Annotated in this window: 22 protein-coding genes; 21 read left to right on the forward strand and 1 reads right to left on the reverse strand. The window is 61.1% G+C overall.

Annotated elements, in window-relative coordinates; all coding sequences use genetic code 11:
• Positions 1-43 precede the first annotated feature (43 nt).
• The 4 genes from spoVG (at position 44) to VQ071_RS28895 (ending at position 3,813) form a co-directional block, all read left to right on the forward strand.
• Complete coding sequence (spoVG, locus tag VQ071_RS28880; RefSeq protein ID WP_067781204.1) at positions 44-331, forward strand: septation regulator SpoVG; 288 nt, start codon at positions 44-46, stop codon at positions 329-331.
• Positions 332-488: 157 nt separating this feature from the next.
• Complete coding sequence (glmU, locus tag VQ071_RS28885; RefSeq protein ID WP_340518403.1) at positions 489-1,913, forward strand: bifunctional UDP-N-acetylglucosamine diphosphorylase/glucosamine-1-phosphate N-acetyltransferase GlmU; 1,425 nt, start codon at positions 489-491, stop codon at positions 1,911-1,913.
• 104 nt (positions 1,914-2,017) lie between these two features.
• On the forward strand, positions 2,018-2,974 hold the full coding sequence (locus VQ071_RS28890; protein ID WP_340518405.1) for a ribose-phosphate diphosphokinase: 957 nt from the start codon (positions 2,018-2,020) through the stop codon (positions 2,972-2,974).
• Between the two features lie 191 nt (positions 2,975-3,165).
• On the forward strand, positions 3,166-3,813 hold the full coding sequence (locus VQ071_RS28895) for a 50S ribosomal protein L25 (RefSeq protein ID WP_340518407.1): 648 nt from the start codon (positions 3,166-3,168) through the stop codon (positions 3,811-3,813).
• Between the two features lie 153 nt (positions 3,814-3,966).
• On the opposite strand, the gene VQ071_RS28900 is transcribed toward VQ071_RS28895, so the two are convergent.
• Positions 3,967-4,170, reverse strand: coding sequence for a hypothetical protein (locus VQ071_RS28900; protein WP_340518409.1), 204 nt, complete (start codon positions 4,168-4,170; stop codon positions 3,967-3,969).
• A gap of 106 nt (positions 4,171-4,276) precedes the next feature.
• On the opposite strand from VQ071_RS28900, the gene pth reads away from it, so the two are divergent.
• The 17 genes from pth to VQ071_RS28985 all read left to right on the forward strand — a co-directional run.
• Positions 4,277-4,840: an aminoacyl-tRNA hydrolase gene (gene pth / locus VQ071_RS28905; protein ID WP_340518411.1), complete on the forward strand. Its 564-nt coding sequence runs from the start codon at positions 4,277-4,279 to the stop codon at positions 4,838-4,840.
• 391 nt (positions 4,841-5,231) lie between these two features.
• Positions 5,232-5,462 carry an anti-sigma-F factor Fin family protein gene (locus VQ071_RS28910; protein WP_340518413.1) on the forward strand — a complete coding sequence of 77 codons (231 nt, stop codon included), beginning with the start codon at positions 5,232-5,234 and terminating at the stop codon, positions 5,460-5,462.
• Between the two features lie 108 nt (positions 5,463-5,570).
• Positions 5,571-9,095: a transcription-repair coupling factor gene (gene mfd / locus VQ071_RS28915; protein ID WP_340518415.1), complete on the forward strand. Its 3,525-nt coding sequence runs from the start codon at positions 5,571-5,573 to the stop codon at positions 9,093-9,095.
• On the forward strand, positions 9,082-10,218 hold the full coding sequence (locus VQ071_RS28920; RefSeq protein ID WP_340518417.1) for a peptidylprolyl isomerase: 1,137 nt from the start codon (positions 9,082-9,084) through the stop codon (positions 10,216-10,218). The genes mfd and VQ071_RS28920 overlap by 14 nt, the downstream gene beginning before the upstream one ends.
• A 372-nt stretch (positions 10,219-10,590) precedes the next feature.
• Positions 10,591-11,862 (forward strand): urea ABC transporter substrate-binding protein, encoded by a 1,272-nt coding sequence (gene urtA / locus VQ071_RS28925; protein WP_340518419.1) that lies wholly within the window; start codon positions 10,591-10,593, stop codon positions 11,860-11,862.
• A gap of 112 nt (positions 11,863-11,974) precedes the next feature.
• On the forward strand, positions 11,975-12,880 hold the full coding sequence (urtB, locus tag VQ071_RS28930) for an urea ABC transporter permease subunit UrtB (RefSeq protein WP_340518421.1): 906 nt from the start codon (positions 11,975-11,977) through the stop codon (positions 12,878-12,880).
• A gap of 51 nt (positions 12,881-12,931) precedes the next feature.
• Positions 12,932-14,053 carry an urea ABC transporter permease subunit UrtC gene (gene urtC / locus VQ071_RS28935; protein WP_340518423.1) on the forward strand — a complete coding sequence of 374 codons (1,122 nt, stop codon included), beginning with the start codon at positions 12,932-12,934 and terminating at the stop codon, positions 14,051-14,053.
• Positions 14,004-14,780 (forward strand): urea ABC transporter ATP-binding protein UrtD, encoded by a 777-nt coding sequence (gene urtD, locus VQ071_RS28940; protein WP_340518425.1) that lies wholly within the window; start codon positions 14,004-14,006, stop codon positions 14,778-14,780. The genes urtC and urtD overlap by 50 nt, the downstream gene beginning before the upstream one ends.
• Positions 14,767-15,474: an urea ABC transporter ATP-binding subunit UrtE gene (gene urtE / locus VQ071_RS28945; RefSeq protein WP_340518428.1), complete on the forward strand. Its 708-nt coding sequence runs from the start codon at positions 14,767-14,769 to the stop codon at positions 15,472-15,474. Before urtD ends, urtE begins: the two co-directional genes overlap by 14 nt.
• Before the next feature lie 20 nt (positions 15,475-15,494).
• Positions 15,495-16,478 (forward strand): HoxN/HupN/NixA family nickel/cobalt transporter, encoded by a 984-nt coding sequence (locus VQ071_RS28950; protein WP_340518430.1) that lies wholly within the window; start codon positions 15,495-15,497, stop codon positions 16,476-16,478.
• Positions 16,459-16,761 (forward strand): urease subunit gamma, encoded by a 303-nt coding sequence (locus VQ071_RS28955; protein ID WP_340518432.1) that lies wholly within the window; start codon positions 16,459-16,461, stop codon positions 16,759-16,761. The genes VQ071_RS28950 and VQ071_RS28955 overlap by 20 nt, the downstream gene beginning before the upstream one ends.
• 46 nt (positions 16,762-16,807) lie before the next feature.
• Positions 16,808-17,176, forward strand: a complete 369-nt coding sequence (locus VQ071_RS28960; protein ID WP_340518444.1) for an urease subunit beta — start codon at positions 16,808-16,810, stop codon at positions 17,174-17,176.
• Entirely contained in the window at positions 17,169-18,881 is a 1,713-nt protein-coding gene (ureC, locus tag VQ071_RS28965) for an urease subunit alpha (RefSeq protein ID WP_340518434.1), read from the forward strand. The genes VQ071_RS28960 and ureC overlap by 8 nt, the downstream gene beginning before the upstream one ends.
• Positions 18,882-18,903: 22 nt before the next feature.
• Entirely contained in the window at positions 18,904-19,587 is a 684-nt protein-coding gene (locus tag VQ071_RS28970; protein ID WP_340518436.1) for an urease accessory protein UreF, read from the forward strand.
• A gap of 33 nt (positions 19,588-19,620) precedes the next feature.
• Positions 19,621-20,307, forward strand: coding sequence for an urease accessory protein UreG (gene ureG / locus VQ071_RS28975; protein WP_340518438.1), 687 nt, complete (start codon positions 19,621-19,623; stop codon positions 20,305-20,307).
• Positions 20,282-21,145, forward strand: a complete 864-nt coding sequence (locus VQ071_RS28980) for an urease accessory protein UreD (RefSeq protein ID WP_340518440.1) — start codon at positions 20,282-20,284, stop codon at positions 21,143-21,145. The genes ureG and VQ071_RS28980 overlap by 26 nt, the downstream gene beginning before the upstream one ends.
• Before the next feature lie 280 nt (positions 21,146-21,425).
• On the forward strand, positions 21,426-24,147 hold a 2,722-nt coding region (locus tag VQ071_RS28985; protein ID WP_340518446.1), incomplete at its 3' end, for an Ig-like domain-containing protein.

The raw sequence follows: 24,147 nt of genomic DNA on the forward strand, positions 1-24,147 counted from the left end.
TATTACACCAAGTCTTCTGATGGGGCAAAGGTGGTGAACACAAGTGCAAATTACAGATGTCAGACTCCGCCGCGTTAATTCCGAGGGGCGAATGAAAGCCATCGCGTCTATCACGATCGACAACGAGTTCGTCGTTCATGACATTCGCGTGATTGACGGCAACAACGGCATGTTCGTCGCAATGCCGAGCAAGCGTACGCCCGACGGAGAGTTCCGAGATATCGCGCATCCCATCTCTTCGGGAACGCGGGAGAAGATTCAGTCCGCCGTACTCGCAGAGTATGAGCGCGCTGCCGTTGAAGAAGAAGAGGTGCTGGTCGAAGGTGCGTAGTGCTTGTGTTCGCGCTTAGACGCTATGCGCATCCAAGAATATGAGGCAGCTTCACGGGGAGCCGGGGACGGCTCTCTTTTCATTTTTCATGTAATAAGCTATGATCACAAGTGACAAAAGACCGTGTGCGTCGGGAAGAAGGAGGCATATGCGCAAGATGACGAGAATGGCTGTGATTCTGGCTGCCGGCCAAGGCAAGCGCATGAAGTCCAAATTATATAAAGTGCTGCACCCCGTATGCGGCAAGCCGATGGTGGGCCACGTGCTGGAGGCCGTGAAGGGGATCGGCTGCGAGCGGCCTGTCGTCATCGTCGGCCACGGCGCCGAAGCCGTGCAGCAGACGCTGGGAGATGCAGCCGTCTATGCGCTGCAGGAGCAGCAGCTGGGCACCGGTCACGCGGTGCTGCAGGCGGCGCCTGTGATCGGGGGCGCAGAGGGCGTGACGATCGTCGTCTGCGGCGACACGCCGCTCGTCAGCTCGGAGACGCTGGAGGCGCTCATCGCCCTGCATGAGGCCGAGGGCGCGGCTGCGACGATCCTGACCGCCGAACTGGAGCAGCCCGCGGGATACGGCCGTATCGTCCGCGGCGAAGACGGCAGCGTGCATCGCATCGTCGAGCAGAAGGACTGCACGCCGGAGCAGGCGGCCATCCGCGAGATCAATACCGGCACCTACTGCTTCGACAACCGCAAGCTGTTCGAGGCGCTCGGCGCGGTCACCAACCAGAACGCGCAGGGCGAGTACTACCTGACCGACGTGATCGGCATCCTCCAGGGCCGTGGCGAGCGCATCTCGGCTTCGGTCGCGTCGGACCCGGCCGAGTCGATCGGCGTCAACGACCGCATCGCGCTGTCCGAGGCCGAGCGGCTCATGCGCCTGCGCATCGCGCGCCGCCACCAGACCGACGGCGTGACGATCATCGATCCCGCCAGCACTTATATTGAAGCCGATGTTCAGATCGGCCCGGATACCGTGCTCTATCCCGGCACGATGCTGCGCGGCGCCACAGTCATCGGAGAAGACTGCGTGATCGGGCCTGCGGCGGACCTGACCGACACGACCGTCGGCAGCGGCACCGCCATTCGCCAGTCGGTCGCCGAATCGGCGCAGCTGGGCAGCGACTGTGCGGTAGGCCCGTTCGCATATCTCAGACCCGGTACCAGGCTCGCCGACCACGTCAAGATCGGAGACTTCGTCGAGATCAAGAATGCCGAGATCGGCGCAGGGAGCAAGGTCCCGCATCTGAGCTATGTGGGCGACGCGATCGTGGGCACCGGGACCAATATCGGCTGCGGCACGATTACTGCCAACTACGACGGGTATAATAAATCGAAGACTGTCATCGGCGACGATGCCTTCATCGGCAGCAATTCGAATCTGATCGCGCCGGTGACCATCGGCCACGGCGCCTATGTCGTAGCCGGCTCGACCGTGACGCACGACGTCGCGGACGGCGCCGTCGCGATTGCCCGCGCACGCCAGGTAACCAAGGAAGGCTACGCGGATAAGCTTCGCGGCAGAGCCCGGACCAAAAAGGAAGCCGCAGCCAAGGACAAGACAAAGGGCGGCGCCCGCGAATAGCAACAGGAATCCATCCGGCGCGGCAGCGGACGGACTGCATCGACTGCTCCGAGCGGACGATGCGGTCCGCCAGACCCGCGTCATTCATAGAAAGCGAGGCGCTTATGAGTTACCCTGACAATACCTTGAAGCTATTCTCCTGCAGCTCCAATCCGCGTCTGGCCGAAGCCATCGCCAGACATATCAGCGTGCCGCTCGGCGATGTGAAGGTCACCCGGTTCAGCGACGGCGAGATCCATATCCGTCTGAACGAGAGCGTGCGCGGCGCGGACGTATACGTTGTCCAGTCGACCTCCTGGCCGGTCAACGAGCATCTGATGGAGCTGCTCGTCATGGTCGACGCGCTCAAGCGCGCATCCGCCAAGACGATTAACGTCGTCATCCCTTACTACGGCTATGGTCGTCAAGACCGCAAGGCGCGGTCCCGCGATCCGATCACGGCGAAGCTGGTCGCCAACCTGATCGAGACGGCCGGCGCGCACCGGGTGATCGCGATGGACCTGCATGCCATGCAGATCCAGGGCTTCTTCGACATCCCGGTCGATCACCTGCTCGGCGTCCCGATTCTCGGCGACTACTTCCAGGGCAAGGGCCTGATCGCGCCAGTCGTCGTCTCTCCGGACCATGGCGGCGTCGTCAGAGCGCGCCGGCTGGCGGACGAGCTCCAGGCGCCGCTCGCCATCATCGACAAGCGCCGTCCGGAGCCCAATGTCGTCGAGGTCATGAATATTATCGGCGACGTCTCCGGCCGTACAGCCATCCTGATCGACGACATCATCGATACGGCCGGGACGATCTCCCTGGCCGCCCAGGCGCTCAAGGAAGCGGGCGCGCGTGAGATTTACGCCTGCTGTACGCATGCCGTATTGTCCGGACAAGCCATGGAGCGGCTGGAGTCTTCTCCGATTACCGAGGTCACGGTGACGGATACGATTCCGCTGCGGACGCCCGGCGCTTCGACCAAGATGCGCGTGCTGTCCGTAGCGCCGCTGCTAGGCGAAGCGATCGTGCGCATCCACGAGCAGCAATCCATCAGCAAGCTTTTTGAACCGCATGCCTGACAACGCGAGGCCGCCCTTCTCTCCTGAGAGGGGCGGCCTTTAATCATCCGTTTTCGAACCATCTCCCTCGTCCTCCATCGCTGCGATCGATGCTCCGGACGCCTCCATTTTCCTGATTTGTTTAGCCCGTCTACCCGTCGGGTAAAATACATGTATGTCTTTAAATCTTGCTGCAATCGGGAGGAATCGGTATGACGACGACATTGCGTGCGGAAACACGCCAGCGGTCCACGAAGGGCGCGCTTAGGCAGCTTCGGATACAAGGGCGGGTGCCCGGCGTTGTGTACGGCAAAGGCCTGCAGGCTCCAAGCCCTATCGCGCTTGACGGCAAGGAGCTCTCCAGCCTGATGCGCGGACATGCGCATGCGGTTCTCCAGCTCGAAGTACCGGGTAGCGGGAGCCAGTCGGTGTTGCTGACGGACGTTCAGCGGGACAAGCTGAGCGGCCAGGTGCTTCATGTCGATTTCCACCAGATCAACCTGAATGAGAAAATCAAGGCGCCGATTCGCGTCGAAGTGACGGGCACGAGCCCCGGCGAGAAGGAAGGCGGCCTGCTGACCGTCGTCCTCCACGAGATCGAAGTGGAGTGCGTCGCCCGCGACCTGCCGGAATCCGTCACGGCGGATATCAGCTCGCTCGCATTCGGCGAGAACCTGACGATCGGCCAGCTGTCGTTCCCGGCCGGCGTCAAGCCCGTCCAGGACGAAGAGACTGTCGTCATCGCCGTGCTCGCGCCGCAGAAGGATATCTCCGCCGACGAAGCGGATGCTTCGGCCGACGCTTCCGAGGAGAACGCGAAGCAATCGGATGCAGCCAATGCTGTAGAAACGGACGTCTAACGGTACGCGTCGCATTGTTTTATCCACATATGTGAACAAGAAGCGCCGGGCTGTGGATAGCCTCGGCGCTTCTTGTGTTTAAAGGGTTGTTGAGCTGTTGATCTACATAAAATTTATGCACGATTGTGGATTTGTTGTGGATAACTATATTGGTTAATAGCCAGGCCTTGATACGAAGGTGAACTCCTTGCGGCAATAGACATGGTTGTTGACCTTCACGAATTCTTTGCCATAATATTCGATGAACCCGATATCGCTGTGCTGTCGGTCTTTGTAGATCTGGACGGGCACCTCTGCTACGATATGATCAGCGAAGTGTCTGTCGTGAGACAATGTCTGGCCATTAATGTACATCATGATCCCGACCCCCTAAAGTTTGAGCTTTGTAATCTAGATGACACGGCAGTGGACAGATTCGTTGCATCGTGCCAGTAAAATTTTATTAAACGGAGTTGAATTCCGCATGAGATGGATCGTAGGGCTCGGCAATCCGGGACCGGAATACGCCGCGACGCGGCACAATGCCGGGTTCATGGTCATTGACGAGCTGGCCAGGCGATGGAATACCCAAGTTGATCAGAAAAAACTAAAGGGCCTGTACGGCGAGGCGCGTGTCGGAGGCGAGAAGGTGGCGCTGCTGAAGCCGATGACATATATGAATCTGTCCGGTGAATCCGTGCGGGCGCTGATGGACTACTACAAGGCGCCGTTGGAGGACGGCATCATCGTCTACGACGACCTGGACACGGAGACGGGGAAGATCCGGCTGCGCTATCAGGGCAGCGCGGGCGGGCATAACGGCATCAAGTCCATCATTCAGCATACGGGCACACAGGTGTTCAATCGCGTACGCATGGGCATCTCGCGTCCTGTGGGCGGCATGAAGGTCGTGGATTACGTCCTCGGCAACTTTCCGAAAAGCGAGCAGGAGGCGCTGCGGACGATGATCGCGGATGCGTGCGATGCGATCGAATATGCGCTCTCGCATCCGTTTGAGGAGACGATGGCGAAGTTCAACGGCAAATAAGCAGGCAAATATGCTTGGTTTGATTCTGGCTTGGATCTGGCTTGGATCTGATAGGATGGGCGCGACAGACTGGGCTGGTGCGGCTTGGTGGAGGGCGACCATAGGGGGGGCCCGATGCCGCTGTATAGGGCCTTTTGCGCCTTTTCGGGGCTTATCCCTTTCGTTCAATACCGCTGACCCGCTGCTGAGCGAAGGGGATGAGCCCCGAAAAGGAGCAGCGGGAAGGTAATCCACAAATTTGCTGAGCGAAGGGGATGAGCCCCGAAAAGCAGCGGAAGGCAGCATGCAGCGGTACCAGTCCCATCCAATCGCGCTTAAAAACGCCTCCCGCAGGGCATACTGAGAGCAGCGCGGCATTAGGCCGCATAATCTGCCTTCAGGAGGCATACTTATGGCTGTGAACTACGTTTGCCGACATTGCCGTACGCCGCTCGGGCGGTTCGAGGGCGCCGACGTATCCGAATACAGACTCGGTCTCCATTCCTTGACCCCCGATGAGCGAAGGCGTATAATAGCCTATAATTCAAATGGGGACGTCACGGTGTCAGTGGTCTGCGACTACTGCAGCCAGGCGCTGGACAACAACCCCGAGCTGGCGCTGCTGAGCAATCCGCTCCAATAGCGCCGCCGTCCGCTGCAATATCGACCGATAGAAGAGGCCTCGGCTTTACGCCCAGGCTTCTTTTTGAATGAGTGCCGAATTCAGATTCGACCTATAAGGGGAAAAGCGATGAAGCCGCTAATGAATACGCTGGCTACCGATCCCGACTTCCAGTCCGTGCTCGCGGGCCTTCGAGGCAGCATGCGCGAGCAACTGGTGGCGGGGCTGTCCGGCTCGGCCAGGCAAGTGATGATCGCCGCGACCGTGCGGGAGCTGGAGAGGCCCGTGCTCGTCGTGACGCACAATATGTTCGCCGCCCAGAAGATGGCGGAGGACCTGCAGGAGTGCCTGTCCGCCGAGGAAGTGCTGCTCTATCCCGCCAACGAGCTGATCGCGGCGGAGACGGCAATCTCGAGTCCCGAGACGTCGGCCAGACGCATGGATGTGTTGCTGCAACTCGCGGAGGGCTTCCGCGGGGTTATTGTCGTGCCCTTTTCCGGCGTCCGCCGCTTCCAGCCGAGCATGGATACGATGGCCGGCGCCTTCGTCACGCTCAAGGCCGGCGACACGCTGCCGATGGACGAATTCCTGAAGCGCATGATCGGCCTCGGCTACGAGCGCGTAGACCGCGTGGAGCAGAAGGGGCATCTGAGCGTGCGGGGCGGCATCGCGGACTTCTTCCCGCTGACGAGCGCGAGCGCGGTCCGCGTCGAGTGGTTCGACGACGAGATCGACTCGATCCGCACGTTCGATCCGGCGGATCAGCGTTCGATAGACAAGCTGGACAGCTATACCGTGCGCCCCTGCCGCGAGATTATCGCCGACGAGCGGCGCTTCGCGAATGCGGCGCAGCATGCCTTCGAGCTGCTCGAACGCCAGCTGGAGAAGATGGCGGACCGTCAGGCCAAGGAGCGTCTCAAGTCCGAGATTTCCAGGGAAATCGACGATCTGCGCCAGAGCATGTATTTTGCCGAAATCTATAAATATATCTCTCTCCTCTATCCCGAACGGCAAACGCTGTTCGACTACATGCCCAAGGACACGCTGCTCATCATGGACGAGCCCAATCGTCTCGCGGAGACGGCCAGGCAGCTGGAGCGCGACGAGACCGAATGGTCCACCCACCTGCTGCAGCAGGGCAAGTCGCTCCCCGGATTCACGCTGACGGTGCCGGCGGAGCAGGCGCTGTATCCGCGGACTTTCCAGACCGTGTACCTGTCCCTGTTCGTCCGTCAGATCCCGCATACGCAGCCGCAGAACATCGTCAACTTCGTCTGCCGCTCGATGCAGAGCTTCCACGGGCAGATGAATGTGCTCAAGGCGGAGATGGAGCGCTGGCGCAAGGGCGGCGCGCACATCGTCATGCTCGCAGGCAGCGCAGAGCGTGCCGAGCGGATGCGCCGGGTGCTCGACGACTATCAGATCGAGACGCCCGACATCGTCACCGGCAACCTGCAGAGCGGCTTCGAGCTGCCGTCCGTCAAGCTCGTCGTCATCACCGAGGGCGAGATGTTCACACAGAAGCAGCGCAAGGCGCGCCGCGTCGACCGTCGCATGGACAATGCCGAGCGGATCAAGAGCTATACGGAGCTGAAGGTCGGCGATTATGTCGTCCACCAGAATCACGGCATCGGCAAGTACATGGGTATCGGGACGCTGGAGATTAACGGCATCCACAAGGATTATTTGCATGTCATCTACGCGGGCGGCGACAAGCTGTCCATCCCCGTCGAGCAGTTCGACCTGATCCAGAAGTACGTCGGTTCGGACGAAAAGGAACCGAAGGTCAGCAAGCTCGGGGGCGCGGAGTGGAACCGGGTCAAGTCGAAGGTCCGCTCCTCGGTCAAGGACATCGCCGACGATCTGATCAAGCTGTACGCGGACCGCCAGGCGACGCCGGGCTACGGCTTCGGCGAGGATACGCCGTATCAGCAAGAGTTCGAGGCGATGTTCCCCTACGACGAGACGACGGACCAGCTGCGCGCGATCGAGGAGATCAAGACCGACATGCGCAAGCCCCGGCCGATGGACCGGCTGCTCTGCGGCGACGTCGGCTACGGCAAGACGGAGGTGGCGATCCGGGCGGCGTTCAAGGCGGCCATCGAGGGCAAGCAGGTGGCGGTGCTCGTGCCGACGACGATCCTCGCGCAGCAGCACTACGAGACGTTCCGCGAGCGATTCTCCGGCTATCCGTTCAATATCAAGGTGCTGAGCCGCTTCCGCACGCGCAAGGAGCAGACCGAGACGATCAAGGGCGTCAAGGCCGGCACCGTCGACGTATTGATCGGCACGCACCGGCTGCTGTCGCAGGACGTCGTGTTCAAGGATCTCGGCCTCCTCATCGTCGACGAGGAGCAGCGGTTCGGCGTCTCGCACAAGGAGAAGCTCAAGCGGCTCAAGACGAGCGTCGACGTGCTGACGCTGACCGCGACGCCGATCCCGCGGACGCTGCATATGTCGATGCTCGGCGTGCGCGACCTGTCGGTCATCGAGACGCCGCCGGAGAACCGGTTCCCCGTGCAGACGTATGTGGTCGAGTACAGCCCGACGCTCGTCCGGGAGGCGATCGAGCGGGAGCTGGCGCGGGACGGGCAGGTGTACTTCCTGTTCAATCGCGTGCAGGGCATCTACCAGATGGCCGAGCAGATCTCGGCGCTCGTGCCGGACGCCAAGATCGCCGTCGCGCATGGCCAGATGTCCGAGCAGGAGCTTGAACGCACGATCCTCGACTTCCTCGACGGCGAATACGACGTGCTCGTCAGCACGAGCATCATCGAGACGGGCGTGGACATCCCCAACGTCAACACGCTTATCGTGCACGATGCGGACAAGATGGGCCTGTCCCAGCTCTACCAGCTCCGCGGCCGCGTCGGGCGCTCCAACCGGATCGCCTACGCCTACTTCGGCTATCAGCGGGACAAGGTGCTGAACGAGGTGGCGGAAAAGCGGCTGCAGTCGATCAAGGAGTTCACCGAGCTCGGCTCGGGCTTCAAGATCGCGATGCGCGACCTGTCGATCCGCGGCGCGGGCAATCTGCTCGGGGCGGAGCAGCACGGGTTCATCGCCTCGGTCGGCTTCGACCTGTACTCGCAGATGCTGGCCGAGGAGGTCAACGCCCGCAAGGCCGAGTGGCATGGCGAGCAGGCGCCGCCTCCGCCGCCGGTCAATACGCAGCTGGACCTGGGCGTGGACGCCTACGTGCCGCCGGAATACATTTACGACAGCATTCAGAAGATCGAGATCTACAAGAAGGTGGCCGCCGCGGCTTCGGGCGAGGATGTCAGCGACCTGCTCGAGGAGCTGGTCGACCGCTTCGGCGATCCGCCGAAGCCGGTGTTGAGCCTGCTCAGCGTCGCGCGGATCAAGGCGCTCGCGCGGACCTACGGCATCGAGTCGATCGTCAACCGCAACGACGACATCGCGATGAAGTTCGAGGAGCGCCGCAGCGCCGACCTCGACGCCAAGAAGTTCAAGGCGCTCGAGGCCCGCTATCAGGGCCGCGTACAGCTCGTGCAGCAGACGCCGCATCTGCTCGTGCGGATTCGCGTCAAAGGTCTGGACGACGACGCAATGTTGGCGCTCATCGAAGAGTTTCTGTTACAATACAAAGAAGCGACAAAATCCAAGGAGGAATTGCAAAATGCTGTACAATAAACGCGGAGCGTATCGCCGGTTCGCTTTCCTGCTGCTGGCTGTCGTTCTGCTCGCCGCCACGGCTACGGCTTGCGGCAAGAAAAAAAATGAGGAGTCAAGCGGTTCGCCCACTGCCTCGGCTTCGGCCAGCGCGACCGCTAGCATAGATCCGGATACCGTCCTCGCCACCTACGACGGCGGAGAGCTGAAGCAAGCCGAGTTCGCCAAGTACGAAGCGTTCATGAACGTTACCAATCCGCAGTACGCGATGTATCTGTCGATCCCGCAATACAAGGAAGAGATCGTCAAGCAATATCTGCTGCAAAAGGCATTCGCGGCTCGTGCGACGGATGCGCAGAAGAAAGCCGGCAAGGACCAGGCAGACGCGTTCAAGAAGCAGCTCGACGACGCGCTCAAGGATGCAACCAACGGTCCGCAAATCAAGGAATCGATGAAAACCAACAACATTACCGAGGACGAGATGGTCGCGCTCGTGGTCACCCTGGCCACCGGCGGCGAGATCACCACCGCCAAGGAGACCGAGATCAAGGCGACGATCAAGGACGCCGACATCAAGGCCGAGTTCGACAAGGAGCCTGCCGACTACAACGTCGATACGGTGCGTCATATCCTCGTCGCCTTCACCGATCCCGCGACGAACAAGGAGCGTGCCGACGCGGACGCCCTGAAGCGCGCGCAGGATGTGAAGAAGAAGCTCGATGACGGCGGCGATTGGACTGCGCTGGCGAAGGAATATTCCGACGACACCGGCTCCAAGGAAAACGGCGGTCTGTACGAAAAGACGCAGGCCAAGACCTGGGTCGAAGAATTCAAGAAAGCCGCCAACACGCAGGCGATCGGCGTCATCGGCGATCCGGTGAAGACCGATTACGGCTACCACGTCATCAAGGTCGAAGCCCGCGAGGAAGCGAGCTACGACAAGCTGTCCCAGACCGACAAGGATGCGATCGTCTCCGCGCTCGTGTCGCCGAAGATGGAGACATTCATGCAGGAAGAAACGGACAAGCTCGGCATCAAGGTGACGCTGCCCGCAGAGCCTTCGCCGTCTCCTTCCGCATCGGGTTCGGCAGCGCCATCGGCTTCGTCCAGCGCGCCTGCCAGCTCATCGGCATCGAGCAAGTAATAGAAGAAGCTGAGACTCGCACATAAATAAGTTTTAATCGCAGCCCCCGGCTCTTGCAGCCGGGGGTTTTTGCGTGCATTGGCGCCTCGGCGCCGATCCACGGACTTATATTAAGGGTTTGTGAATAAACATTACATGAATCCAAATACGTCTCAAGAAAGGATACAAAAAAGATCCAGTCCCTCTTCATTTTATGCATGTTATATTCCATAAATCAATCTGATGTTCGTAAAAAAATAATAAATTTAATTTTTATGTTATGTATGTTGACATATAAATTCGACCGACTTTATAATATGATTCACGAACGCACAATCCAAAAACCGGGTCAAACGTTCGGAATCTAAAGAGATATGAATAGGGAGTGGAGCCATGAGGAAGAGCAATTGGTTCAAAAGCGCAGGGCTGGCCGTATCGTTGAGTCTGATCCTGGCGAGCTGCGGCGGCAAAAACGAGAACGGCGCCGCGTCGTCGGGCTCGTCATCTTCGGCCCCTGCTTCTTCTGCCGCATCGAGCGGCGGAGACACCGTCAAGGTCGGCATTTTGCACTCCCTCAGCGGTACGATGTCCATCAGCGAAGTAACGGTTAAAAACTCGGAGTCGATGGCGATCGAAGAGATCAACGCAAAAGGGGGCGTATTAGGGAAAAAAATCGTGCCCGTCATCGAAGACGGCGCCTCGGACTGGCCGACGTTCGCGGAGAAAGCGCGCAAGCTGCTGTCCGAGGACAAAGTCGCGACGGTATTCGGCGGCTGGACCTCCGCGAGCCGCAAGGCGATGCTGCCGGTTTTCGAGGAATTGAACGGACTGCTGTGGTATCCGGTTCAGTACGAAGGGCTTGAGTCGTCCCCCAACATCTTCTACACCGGCGCCACGACGAACCAGCAGATCGTGCCTTCGGTCGATTACTTGCTGGAGCAGGGCAAGAAGAAATTTTTCCTCCTCGGTTCGGATTACGTATTCCCCCGCACGGCCAACAAGATCATCAAGGCGCAGCTGGCTGCCAAGGGCGGAGAGACCGTCGCCGAAGAATACACGCCGCTCGGCCACACCGACTACACGACGATCATCGCCAAGATCAAGGAGGCGAAGCCGGACGTCGTATACAACACGCTGAACGGAGACAGCAACGTCGCTTTCTTCAAGCAGCTGAAGGACGCGAATATCTCCGCCAAGGATCTGACCACGCTGTCCGTCAGCATTGCGGAGGAAGAGGTCAAGGGCATCGGTCCGGACTTCCTGGCCGGCCACCTCGTCGCCTGGAACTACTATCAGACGACGGACACGCCGGAGAACAAGACGTTCGTCGAGAACTTCAAGGCGAAGTACGGCGCGGGCAGCGTGACGAGCGATCCGATGGAGGCGGGCTATACGGCCGTCTACCTGTGGGCGGCAGCTGTTGAAAAGGCAGGTTCCTTCGACGTCGACAAGGTCAAGGAAGCCGCCAAGGGCATCGAATGGAACGCGCCGGAAGGCAAGGTCACCATCGACGGCGACAATCAGCACATCTACAAGACGGTGCGCATCGGCGAGATCCAGCCGGACGGCATGATCAAGGAGCTGTGGAACTCCGGCAGTCCGGTGAAGCCGGACCCGTATCTCAAAGGCTACGATTGGGCCAAAAGCTTGAGCGCCGGTTCATGACGGCTGCTTGAATCAAGGGAGCATGCAGCGGCGGGAGCGCCGCCCGGAGATACCCCAAGTCTCCGGGTGAGCGCCCCGCGTTGCCTTCAGTACAACGAGGAGGCGATTTTCCTTGGAGATGTGGATCACCCAGCTGTTCAACGGGTTAAGCGTGAGCTCCATTCTCTTGCTGATCGCGCTCGGACTCTCGATTACCTTCGGACTGATGGGCGTCATCAATATGGCGCACGGCGAGTTCATCATGATCGGCAGCTATGCGGCCTATCTGACACAGAACTTGTTCAAGGAGCTGCTGCCCAAGAGCGCGTTCGATTCTTATTTTCTCGTCGCGCTGCTGGCGAGCTTCCTCGTCGCGTTCGCGATCGGCTATTTGCTTGAGATACTGCTCATTCGCCATCTGTACGGGCGGCCGCTGGACAGTCTGCTCGCGACATGGGGCGTCGGACTCGTCCTGCAGCAGATCGCCCGCTCCATCTTCGGCGCGCCCAACGTCGCGGTGAACAGTCCTTCCTGGCTGAACGGAGGCCTCCATGTGATGGACGGCATCGATCTGCCCTACAAGCGGCTGTTCATCATCGCGCTCGTCGCGATCTGTCTGGCCGCCATGTACGTGTATATCAACCGGAGCCACTCCGGCAGACGGATGCGGGCGGTCATGCAGAACCGGGAGATGGCCGCATGCCTCGGCATCTCGACGCGGCGCGTCGACGGGATGACGTTCGCGATCGGCTCGGGCATCGCCGGCATCGCCGGCTGCGCCCTGACGCTGATCGGTCCGATCGGTCCGAACATCGGCACGTACTACATCGTCGACGCCTTCATGGTCGTCGTGCTGGGCGGCGTAGGCAAGCTCGTTGGGACGGTGCTCGGCGCGCTCGGCATCGGCGTCTTCAACACGATGTTCGAATGGTGGTCGACCGCATCGCTCGGCAAAGTGTTCGTATTTATTTGCATCGTCGCCTTTCTCCAGTGGAAGCCCAAGGGGCTGTTCGCCGTTCGCACGCGACAGCTTGACTGACATCGAGAGAGCTTCGACAACCACTTTCCTCGAAAAGAAGGTGAGGCTGTTATGACAGGTTGGACGGGGTTATGGTCGGACCGCAGGCGTGTGTGGCTGCTGCTCGGGTATGCCGCCGCCGCTGCGGCGCTGTTCGCCGCACCGCTCTATTTAAGCGATTTTCGTCTGAACCTGCTTGCCAAGTTTCTGGCATTCGCGATCGTGGCGCTCGGCCTGGACCTGCTGTGGGGCTATACCGGCGTACTGAGTCTCGGCCACGGCGTATTTTTCGGTCTCGGCGCCTATGCCATGGGCATGCACTTGAAGCTCACGGCAAGCGGCGGCAGGCTTCCCGACTTTATGGATTGGAGCGGACTCGCGAAGCTGCCCTGGTTCTGGCAGCCGTTCAAGTACTTCCCCGTGGCGGTGCTGCTCGGCATTCTCATCCCGTCGCTGCTCGCGCTGTTCCTCGGATTTTTCACATTCCGCAACCGGATCAAAGGCGTCTACTTCACGATTCTGACGCAGGCGCTGGTCATCATCGTCACGACGCTGTTCGTCGGCCAGCAGGCCTATACCGGCGGGACGAACGGCCTGACCGGCTTCACGAAGCTGCTGGGCAGCCCGCTGCGCTCGGATAGCATGAAGACCGCGCTCTATCTCGCCACGGTCATCGCGCTCATCGCGGCCTATGCGCTCTGTCGCTACCTGACCAAGAGCCGGATGGGCAAGGTGCTGCGCGCGATCCGGGACGGAGAGAACCGCGTGCGCTTCCTCGGCTACAACCCCGCGACGTACCAGATGGCCACATTCGCCGTATCCGGCGCGCTGGCGGGCCTCGCAGGCATGCTGTTCGTACTTCATGTCGGCATCATCTCGCCTTCGATGATGGGCATCGTGCCGTCGATCGAGATGATACTGTGGGTCGCGATCGGAGGCCGGGGCACGCTCGTCGGCGCGCTGATCGGCGCATTGGCGCTCAATTATGCCAAGAGCGGCTTGTCGGAGGCGTATCCGGAGATCTGGACGATCTTCCTGGGCCTGCTGTTTATCGTCGTCACGGTATTTCTGCCCGGCGGCATCGCCGGCCTGATCCGCAAGGGAGCCGAGAGCTTGCGTAACAAGACCGGGAGGAGGAACGAACATGAGTCAGGCGTCCATCCTGTCCTGCGAGGAAGTAACCGTAGCGTTTGACGGGTTCAAGGCTGTTCAGGGCATGAGCCTGTCGCTGGAGCCGGGCGAGCTGCGCTTCCTGATCGGGCCCAACGGCGCAGGCAAGACAACGATGCTGGATGTCATCTGCGGCAAGGTGAAGCCCGTGTCGGGCTCCGTATCGTTCCGCAGCCGGGCCGGCGTCGTCGATATTACGAAGCGCAAAGAGCACAAAATCGCGGAGCTCGGCATCGGCCGCAAGTTCCAGACGCCGTCGATCTTCGCAGGCTTGACCGTCATGGAGAATCTGGAGATCGCGATGTCGCAGAACCGCGGCGTCTGGGCGACACTGCGCGCCTCCTTGACCCGCCGGGAGTCCGAGCGCATCGACGAGGAGCTGGCGCTCATCGGTCTGGGCGATCACCGCCATGCGCGGGCCGGCTTGCTGTCGCACGGGCAGAAGCAGTGGCTCGAGATCGGCATGATGCTCCTGCAGGAGCCCGAGATTCTGCTGCTCGACGAGCCGGTGGCCGGCATGACGGACCGGGAGACCGACAAGACGGGCGAGCTGCTGCAGGAGATCGTCAAGCGGCGCACGGTCGTCGTCGTCGAGCACGATATGGAGTTCGTGCGCAACTTCGCCAGCAAGGTGACGGTGATGCACGAGGGCAAGCTGCTCAAGGACGGCACGATGGACGAGATTCAGAGCGACGACCGGGTGGCGGAAGTATATCTGGGCAAAAGGCGGGATGCGCATGCTGTCGGTTGAGGCGCTTGAAGCGGGCTACGGAGAGAGTGTCATCCTGCGCGATGTCAGCCTCCGGGTGGAGCCCGGCCAGGTGGTCTGTCTGATGGGCCGCAACGGGGTGGGCAAGTCGACGCTCGCCAAGAGCGTCATGGGCGTGCTGAAGGCGAGGCAGGGCAGCATCTCGTTCAAAGGCAGGAACATCACGCGTGCGGCGTCGGGCGAACGGGCCAGAGCGGGCATCGGTTACGTGCCGCAGGGCCGCGAGATTTTCGGACAGCTCAGCGTGCTGGACAATCTGCGCATCGGGCTGGAGGCGAGCCGCGATCCGAAGCGGCGCAGATCGAGCGAGATTCCCGATGAGGCGATCGCCAAGTTCCCCGTGCTGCCGTCGATGTACGGTCGCCGGGGCGGCGATCTCAGCGGCGGGCAGCAGCAGCAGCTTGCCTTCGCCCGCGCGCTCGTCGCGGAGCCGGAGCTGCTCGTGCTCGACGAGCCGGCGGAGGGCATCCAGCCATCTATCGTGCAGGCGATCCAGGACGTCATCCGCGGTATAGCGGACGAAGGCAGGACGTCGATCCTGCTCATCGAGCAGAGCCTCGACTTCGTGCGCAGCGTCGGAGACGTGTTCTACATTATGGAAAAAGGCGCGATCGTATGGACCGGCGGCAAGGCGGAGCTGGACGATCCTGCCGTCATGCGTTATCTGACGATTTAGAGAGAGAGGAAGCTGATCCCATGGAACGACAACGCAGACAATCACATTGGTGGATCGTGGGCCTGCTGCATGTGCTGGGATTGACCGGCTTCGTGTATGCGGCGCTGGGCGAGCCCGCCTTCTGGGGACTCGGCCTGCTGGCTTATTCATTCGGACTGCGGCACGCCTTCGACGCGGATCATATCGCCGCCATCGACAACGCCGTCCGCAAGCTTGTATCGGGACGCTCCGATTCGAGAGGCGTCGGTCTTTACTTTTCCCTCGGACATTCCTCTGTCGTGCTGCTGATGGTGCTGGCCATCGGCCTCACGGCGGATACTTACATTTTCGACAATGCCGCGCTGCGCGAGGCGGGCGCCCTGATCGGGACGTCGGTCTCCGGCCTGTTCCTGGTTGTCATCGGCTGCGTCAATCTCGTCGTCCTGCTCCGTGCGCTGTCCGGCGCCCGCCGGTCCGGCTGGCGCGATGCCGACCATGCGGCCCGTCCGGCGGGACCGCTCGCCGCACTGCTGCGTCCGGTGCTGCGCCTCGTCAGCCGCAGCTGGCATATGTACCCGCTCGGCTTCTTGTTCGGCCTCGGCTTCGACACCGCCACCGAGATCGGCCTGCTGGCATTGTCGGCGGGGGCCGCCAGCCAGTCGGCCTCCCTCATCGGCATCTTGTCGCTGCCGCTGCTGTTCGCTTCGGGCATGACGCTGCTGGACACGCTCGACGGCATGCTCATGAGCCGCGCCTACCGCTGGTCGTCCGTCTCTCCGGGCAAGAAGCTCGCCTACAACCTCACGGTGACGGGCGTCTCCGTCGTCTCCGCCTTGTTCGTCGGTCTCCTCCAGCTGTCGCATTTGCTCGAGGACCGGCTGCCGCATGCATGGCTGGCCTGGACGGATCGTATCGACTTCGTCTATCTCGGCTGCGGCCTGGTCGGATTGTTCGCATTGACCTGGATCGGATTCGCGACGATCAGGAGAGGAGTGAGGCACAGCCATGCAGTGGACGGAGCGTGAGAAAGAAAAGCTGCTGATTACGGTGGCGGCCAATCTCGCGAGAGACCGGATGAAGCGGGGCGTGAAGCTCAACTATCCGGAGAGCGTCGCCCTGATTACGTCGGAGATCATGGAGGGCGCGCGGGACGGGCGAAGTGTGGCCGAGCTCATGGCCTACGGGCGGCAGATTCTGTCCGCCGATCAAGTGATGGAGGGAATCCCGCAGATGATTCACGAGGTGCAGGTCGAGGCGACGTTCCCGGACGGGACGAAGCTCGTGACCGTACACCAGCCCATCGGCTGATACAAGGCATTGACCAACAGATTGTCGGAAAAACGGGGTGAACAGGATGATACCGGGCGAATATCGCGTGCGGGCCGGAGAGATCGAGCTGAACGAGGGCCGCAGGAAGGCCGAGGTGCTGGTGGCCAACCTGGGAGATCGCCCCGTTCAGGTCGGCTCGCATTTTCATTTTTTTGAAGTCAACAAGCAGTTGCGATTCTCCCGCGAGCAGGCGTTCGGCATGCGGCTCGACATTCCGGCCGGAACGGCCGTGCGCTTCGAGCCCGGCGAGGAGAAGCCGGTGCAGCTGACTGCGCTGGGCGGCGCGAGGCTGGCGTACGGGTTGAACGGGCTGACCGAGGGCCCGGCGCCGGCCGGGCCGCTGCCGGAAGCGGCGGCCGGGCGGCTCGCAGGTTGGGAGGCGGACCATGGCTAGGATGAGTCGCGAAGATTATGCCGGTATGTTCGGCCCGACGACGGGCGATGCGGTCCGGCTGGCGGATACGGAGCTGTGGGCGCAGATCGAGCGGGATTACACCGTCTATGGCGACGAATGCAAGTTCGGCGGCGGCAAGGTCATCCGCGACGGGATGGGACAGTCTGCCCATGCCGTGCGGGACGAGGGCGTGCTCGATACGATCATCACGAATGCCGTCGTCATCGATCACTGGGGCATCGTCAAGGCGGATATCGGCATCAAGGACGGGATGATCGTCGGCATCGGCAAAGGCGGCAATCCGGATGTTATGGACGGGGTGGATGCCGCTATGGTCGTCGGCGCGAGCACCGAGGTAATCGCGGGCGAAGGCCGGATCGTGACGGCGGGCGGCATCGATGCGCATATCCACTTCATCTGTCCGCAGCAGATCGAGACGGCGCTGGCGTCCGGCGTCACGACGATGATCGGCGGCGGCACGGGGCCCGCCACGGGCACCAATGCCACGACCTGTACGCCCGGTGCCTGGCATATGCGGCGGATGCTGGAGGCGGCGGAGGCTTTTCCGATGAATCTGGGCTTCACGGGCAAAGGAAATGCGTCGTTCTCCGCGCCGCTCATCGAACAGATCGAAGCGGGCGCGATCGGGCTCAAGCTCCATGAGGATTGGGGGACGACGCCCAGAGCGATCGACACCTGCCTGCGCGTGGCCGACGAATACGACGTGCAGGTCGCCATCCATACCGATACTTTGAACGAGGCGGGCTTTCTCGAGGACACGCTTGACGCCATCGGCGGCCGGACGATCCATACGTACCATACGGAGGGCGCAGGCGGCGGCCATGCGCCGGATATTATCCGTGCGGCATCGTTCTCGAATGTGCTGCCCTCCTCGACCAATCCGACCCGGCCTTTTACCGTCAACACGATCGAGGAGCATCTGGATATGCTGATGGTCTGCCATCATCTCGACAGCCGCATTCCCGAGGACGTCGCCTTCGCCGACTCGCGCATCCGCCCCGAGACGATCGCCGCCGAGGATATCCTGCACGATCAGGGCGTGTTCAGCATGATCAGCTCGGACTCGCAGGCGATGGGCCGCGTCGGTGAGGTCATCCTGCGCACATGGCAGACCGCGGACAAGATGAAGCGGCAGCGCGGCCCGCTCGGGCCGGATGCGGACAGCGACAACTTCCGGATCAGGCGCTATATCGCCAAGTACACGATCAATCCCGCGATTACGCACGGCATCTCGCATCTCGTCGGCTCGATCGAGCCGGGCAAGCTCGCGGATCTGGCGATCTGGTCGCCGGCGTTCTTCGGCGTCAAGCCGGATCTCGTGCTGAAGGGCGGGAGCATCGCATATGCGCAGATGGGCGATCCGGGCGCATCGATCCCGACGCCTCAGCCGGTGATGGGGCGGCCGATGTTCGCCGCCTGCGGCAAGGCGGTGGAGCAGAGCGCGATCACGTTCGTGTCGCAGGCCGCATACGAGAGCGGCATCGCCGAGCGGCTCGGCCTGCGCAAGCGAATCGAACCGGTGCGCCATTGCCGCGGCATCTCCAAGGCGGACATGGTGCTGAACGATGCGACGCCCGACATCCGGGTGGACCCGGAGACGTACGCGGTGACAGTGGACGGCGAGCCCGCCGTCTGTGAGCCGGCCGAGTCGCTGCCGATGGCGCAGCGGTACTTTTTATTCTAGCGGCGGGAGGAGACTGGCGCCTATGATCCGATGGCTCGCGGCGCAGCAGCTGCTCGACTCCGCGCTGCCGATCGGCGGGTTCGCGCATTCGTTCGGCCTCGAGGCCGCCGTACAGGACGGCATGGTCGCCGATATGCGCGAGCTCGAGCAGTATATGCGCACGATGATCGCGCAGAGCTGGTCGACGGCCGATGCGATGGCCGTCAAGGCGGTGTACGAGACGGCCGGCAGCGGAGATTGGCCGCGGCTGTGGCGCGTGGAGCGGCTCGTTCATCTGCAGCGGGCGGGCGCGGAGTCCCGTGCGGGCGTCGAGAAGATGGGCCGGCGGCTGCTCCAGCTGGTCGTATCGATCCATCCGCAGCTGGACTGGTCGCCGCTGCTCGCGGCATGCGAAGCGGGCGATTGTCTGGCCACGCATCCTCTCGTGCACGGCTTCGTCTGCTGGCGGATGGGCCTCAGTCTGGAGGAGGCGGTGCAGGGTTACCTGTACGCCTGCGTCGTCACTGCGACGAGCAGCGCACTCCGGCTGCTGCCCGTCGGACAGACCGAATGCCAGGCGCTCATCGCCCGGCTGGGCACGGCGATTGACGAGGGCTGGCGCATCGCCAGGGAGCTGGTTCCGGAGGAGGCGTACACGAATGCGCCGCTGTCCGAGATTGGCGCGATTCGGCACGAGACGCTGTATTCGCGGTTGTTCATGTCTTGAGACCAACCTTATCTTATATTGGAGGAATGCGCGATGTGCCAAGGCAAAGGACATCATCACCACCCCGAATGGTCCAAGCCCGAATTCGACGGTTCGAGGCCGATGCGAATCGGCATCGGCGGGCCCGTCGGCTCCGGCAAGACGGCGCTATTGGAAAATATCGCGCGTGAGCTGAAGTCGCGCTTCAGCCTCGGCATCATCACGAACGACATCTACACGAAGGAGGACGCCCGCATCCTGCTCGCGACGGGCGTCCTGCCGGAGGAACGCGTCATCGGTGTGGAGACGGGCGGCTGTCCGCATACCGCCGTGCGCGAGGACGCCTCGATGAACTTCGAGGCCGTGCATGAACTGGAGCATCGGTTTCCCGATCTGCAGCTCGTCCTGATCGAGAGCGGCGGGGACAATCTGGCCGCCGCGTTCAGCCCGGAGCTGGCCGATCGCTTCATCTATATTATCGACGTCGCCCAGGGGGAGAAGATCCCGCGCAAAGGCGGCCCCGGCATCATGCGGTCCGACCTGCTCATCATCAACAAGACCGATCTGGCGCCGCATGTCGGCGCAAGCTTGCAGGTGATGGAGGCCGATACGAAGCGCATGCGGGGCGATCGGCCCTACGTCTTTTCCAATCTGCGCGGCGGCGAGGGCGTGGACGAGATCGTCGCCTGGCTAGCGCATGAGTTCGAGCATGCACATGGCATCGCGCACAGCCACGGCTGACGCAGGGCGCCGCCGCACCGCCGTGCTGGAGGCTGTCGCGGCGCGCCGCGAGGACGCTACAGCGCTGGTTCATCGCTACAGCACTTCCCCGATCAAGATCGCCAAGACGTTTCAGCAGGGAAGTGAGCTGTGCGTCATGCTGATGGATGCCTCCCCCGGCATGCTGGCGGGCGATCGCTACGAGCTGGACTGGGAGGCGCAGGCCGGCGCGCACCTGTCGCTGACGAACCAGGGCTTCACCAAGGTGCATCCGAGCAAGCCCGGACAAGGGGCGTCATCTATCGCTAGCTACCGTGCAGGTACGGATGCCTGCATCGAGACGATGATGAAGCCGACGATGCTGTACCGCGGCGCTTCCTACGAGAGCGGCGTCAGCGTGGATCTGGCTCGCGGCGCCATATGGATGCAGGCCGATATCCTTTGCCCTGGCCGAACGCTGCGGGGTGAAGCTTTTCAATACGAAGCATGGGACAACCGGCTCTCCGTCCGCTACGAGGGCGAGCTGATCCACCATCAGCGGCAGCTCATCCGGCCCGGCGAGCATCGGATCGGTCAGCCTGGCGCCTGGCGCGCGTTCAGTCATGTCGGCACCTTCGCCGTATTCTCGGACCGTGTCACAACCGCGTTGCTGGAGGCTGTACGGACGAAGCTGGAGACGTCCGGGATCCCGCAGGAACAACTATACGCCGGCGCAGCGATGACCTGGCGGCACGGGCTGATCGTGCTGGCGGCTGCCGACTCGGCCTGGGTGCTGCAGCGGGCATTTTCCGATATACGCATCGCCATTCGGGCCTCTCTGCTGGGCATCGGACCAAGCCGGTTGGGCGGCACAGAATAGAGTCATATAGCACCGCGAACAGTCCGCTCGTACATTCCGCTTCTTCGTGAAGCGGTTTTTTCTGTTTTTGTCGGAATTGCGGTTGTTCAGTAATTGTTTAGTTCTATTCGTCATAATAAATGGGTCTGTAGCCGAGCTGCAGAGAACGAATAGACAAGCGATCAAGACGGCGCAAGATCGAATCCATATAAATACTTGTAGAGAGGAATTGTACATCATGACGATTAGTCCCTATGGCAATTCAAAGTTAAAAAAATGGTTGGCCATTCCGTTCTTGGCAATGGCAATGCTCGTGTCGCAATTCTCTTATTCAGGCATTATTCCGGCTGCGAGCGCCGCTCCTCCCGAGCCGTTGCTGGTGCAGCTCAGCAGCACCGACTATTTGGACTTTACGACCAACACTGCCACGAACAACCCTGCGCTGGAGTCGGGCAGTTCTTCAGGTTATGCAGTCGGCAACGTGTATCGATATAAAAGTGTGTTATCCAAAAATGGCAACACAGTCGATGCGCTGGTCAAGATCGTAAGCAAGGATTCTACGGCGACACTTAATCTACTGGACGACGATCCGGCCGGCAAGTCAGCCGATATCCTCCGCAGATTCAATCCTACTGTATCGACCAGCGGCGGCGCGGGCGGCATCTTGTTCCAGATCAGCTTCGTTAAAAGCGGAACGAGCGATCCAGTATATTTGAAAGGATTCTACTTGACCGCCATCGACCTGGACGGCAACAACTCGTATCAGGAGTATGCCGAAGTCGGCGGATTCTCAAGCTATGAGATCGGCAATAAAAATTCAAGCAATTCGAACTACAGATCCAAACTGACCATCTATGATGCCAACACTACGCCGACCAGCGATCGTCCGAGCGACGGGAGAACGAGATTTAAAGGTATTCTCTCTTCGCTCCCGGATGTGAACTTCGACAATTCGGCGTCGTTCATCGCTCACTATGAGGCGCCGGTTCAGAAAATCACCGTCGTCATCGGCAACACCGGCACACTGAACAATGGCAATGGCTTGGGCAGGCAATTCTCGCTTAATTTTGGCGCTCCTGGCGGCGTTTTTGGAGATCCGCAAATTATTAACAATGCAGATTCTCCTACAATTAATGTGACAGTCAATGACGGAGGGGACGGGAAGCTGTCCGCTGCTGAAAAGTCTGCAGTCGTTATCTCGGGCACGACAACGAAGGCTGCCGTAAATGATGTGGTCACGCTCACAATCGAGGATACATCGGGAAAAGTTCTTACTTTTACGACGAATATCCAAAGTGGAGGCAGCTACACAAAAACTGTCGATCTGTCCTCGCTGGCGACTGGCGCCATCACGGTGACGGCGAGTGTCGTCAATGCAAACGGCAATCCGTCGGCTCCGGCTACGGATACGTCCGAGATCACAAACGCACCGCCGGTGGCGACGAATGTGCAAGTCAGCGGGACGTCGACGGTCGGCGAAGTGCTGACGGGCAGCTACACGTATGGTGACACAGACAACGATCTGGAGGACACACCGGCGTACAAGTGGTATCGCGGAGACAACGCGAACGGCACGGGGAAGACCGAGATCGGAGGCGCGACGTCGGCAAGCTATACGCTGACGGCCGAAGACCAAGGCAAGTACATTTTCTTCGAAGTGACGCCGAAGGCGAAGACGGGCGTACTGGTTGGCTCGCCGGTCGTGAGCGCAGCAGTCGGTCCGATCGCGGCAGCGAACGTCGCACCGGTAGCGACGGGTGATACGAAGCAGACAAACATGAATACCGCAGTTAGCGGAACGTTGAGCGCGAGCGATGCGAACGGGGACACGCTGACGTACAGCAAAGTCACCGATCCGGCGCACGGCACAGTGACGGTGAACAGTAACGGCACGTACACGTACACGCCGAATGCGGGCTATACCGGCCCGGACAGCTTCACGTTCAAAGCGTACGACGGCAAAGCCTATTCGAACATGGCGACGGTCACGATTGAAGTCAACGCACCGCCAGTGGCGACGAATGTACAAGTTAGCGGTACGCCGACGGTCGGCGAAACGCTGACAGGCAGCTACACGTATGGCGACGCAGACAACGATCTGGAGGACACACCGGCGTACAAGTGGTATCGCGGAGACAGCGCAAACGGCACGGGGAAGACCGCGATCGGGGGCGCGACGTCGGCAAGCTATACGCTGACGGCCGAAGACCAAGGCAAGTACATCTTCTTTGAAGTGATGCCGAAGGCGAAGACGGGCGTACTGGTTGGCTCGCCGGCCGTGAGCGCGGCAGCCGGTCCGATCGCGGCAGCGAACGTTGCGCCGGTAGCGACGGGTGATACGAAGCAGACGAACATGAATACCGCAGTTAGCGGAACGTTGAGCGCCAGCGATGCGAACGGGGACACGTTGACGTACAGCAAAGTCACCGATCCGGCGAACGGCACGGTGACGGTGAATGCGAACGGCACGTACACGTACACACCGAATGCGGGCTATACCGGCCCGGACAGCTTCACGTTCAAAGCGTACGACGGCAAAGCCTACTCGAACACGGCGACGGTGACGGTTGAAGTCAACGCACCGCCAGTGGCGACGAATGTACAAGTTAGCGGTACGCCGACGGTCGGCGAAACGCTGACAGGCAGCTACACGTATGGCGACGCAGACAACGATCTGGAGGACACACCGGCGTACAAGTGGTATCGCGGAGATAACGCGAACGGCACGGGGAAGACCGCGATCGGGGGCGCGACGTCGGCAAGCTATACGCTAACGGCCGAAGACCAAGGCAAGTACATCTTCTTTGAAGTGACGCCGAAGGCGAAGACGGGCGTACTGATTGGCTCGCCGGTCGTGAGCGCAGCAGCCGGTCCGATCGCAGCAGCGAACGTCGCACCGGTAGCGACGGGTGATACGAAGCAGACGAACATGAATACCGCAGTTAGCGGAACGTTGAGCGCCAGCGATGCGAACGGGGACACGCTGACGTACAGCAAAGTCACCGATCCGGCGAACGGCACGG

It is taken from the genome of Cohnella sp. 56, assembly GCF_037963805.1.
Lineage (GTDB): Bacteria > Bacillota > Bacilli > Paenibacillales > Paenibacillaceae > Cohnella.

What these genes read in the sequence shown, in the direction of transcription:
- VQ071_RS28890 (WP_340518405.1), top strand. Translation starts at nt 2,018, where the DNA reads ATGAGTTACCCTGACAATACCTTGAAGCTATTCTCCTGCAGCTCCAAT.
- pth (WP_340518411.1), top strand. Translation starts at nt 4,277, where the DNA reads ATGAGATGGATCGTAGGGCTCGGCAATCCGGGACCGGAATACGCCGCG.
- VQ071_RS28910 (WP_340518413.1), top strand. Translation starts at nt 5,232, where the DNA reads ATGGCTGTGAACTACGTTTGCCGACATTGCCGTACGCCGCTCGGGCGG.
- VQ071_RS28920 (WP_340518417.1), top strand. Translation starts at nt 9,082, where the DNA reads ATGCTGTACAATAAACGCGGAGCGTATCGCCGGTTCGCTTTCCTGCTG.
- VQ071_RS28900 (WP_340518409.1), bottom strand. Translation starts at nt 4,170, where the DNA reads ATGATGTACATTAATGGCCAGACATTGTCTCACGACAGACACTTCGCT.
- glmU (WP_340518403.1), top strand. Translation starts at nt 489, where the DNA reads ATGACGAGAATGGCTGTGATTCTGGCTGCCGGCCAAGGCAAGCGCATG.
- urtA (WP_340518419.1), top strand. Translation starts at nt 10,591, where the DNA reads ATGAGGAAGAGCAATTGGTTCAAAAGCGCAGGGCTGGCCGTATCGTTG.
- urtE (WP_340518428.1), top strand. Translation starts at nt 14,767, where the DNA reads ATGCTGTCGGTTGAGGCGCTTGAAGCGGGCTACGGAGAGAGTGTCATC.
- VQ071_RS28960 (WP_340518444.1), top strand. Translation starts at nt 16,808, where the DNA reads ATGATACCGGGCGAATATCGCGTGCGGGCCGGAGAGATCGAGCTGAAC.
- mfd (WP_340518415.1), top strand. Translation starts at nt 5,571, where the DNA reads ATGAAGCCGCTAATGAATACGCTGGCTACCGATCCCGACTTCCAGTCC.
- ureG (WP_340518438.1), top strand. Translation starts at nt 19,621, where the DNA reads ATGTGCCAAGGCAAAGGACATCATCACCACCCCGAATGGTCCAAGCCC.
- VQ071_RS28955 (WP_340518432.1), top strand. Translation starts at nt 16,459, where the DNA reads ATGCAGTGGACGGAGCGTGAGAAAGAAAAGCTGCTGATTACGGTGGCG.
- VQ071_RS28970 (WP_340518436.1), top strand. Translation starts at nt 18,904, where the DNA reads ATGATCCGATGGCTCGCGGCGCAGCAGCTGCTCGACTCCGCGCTGCCG.
- urtC (WP_340518423.1), top strand. Translation starts at nt 12,932, where the DNA reads ATGACAGGTTGGACGGGGTTATGGTCGGACCGCAGGCGTGTGTGGCTG.
- ureC (WP_340518434.1), top strand. Translation starts at nt 17,169, where the DNA reads ATGGCTAGGATGAGTCGCGAAGATTATGCCGGTATGTTCGGCCCGACG.
- urtD (WP_340518425.1), top strand. Translation starts at nt 14,004, where the DNA reads ATGAGTCAGGCGTCCATCCTGTCCTGCGAGGAAGTAACCGTAGCGTTT.
- VQ071_RS28980 (WP_340518440.1), top strand. Translation starts at nt 20,282, where the DNA reads ATGGCATCGCGCACAGCCACGGCTGACGCAGGGCGCCGCCGCACCGCC.
- VQ071_RS28895 (WP_340518407.1), top strand. Translation starts at nt 3,166, where the DNA reads ATGACGACGACATTGCGTGCGGAAACACGCCAGCGGTCCACGAAGGGC.
- VQ071_RS28950 (WP_340518430.1), top strand. Translation starts at nt 15,495, where the DNA reads ATGGAACGACAACGCAGACAATCACATTGGTGGATCGTGGGCCTGCTG.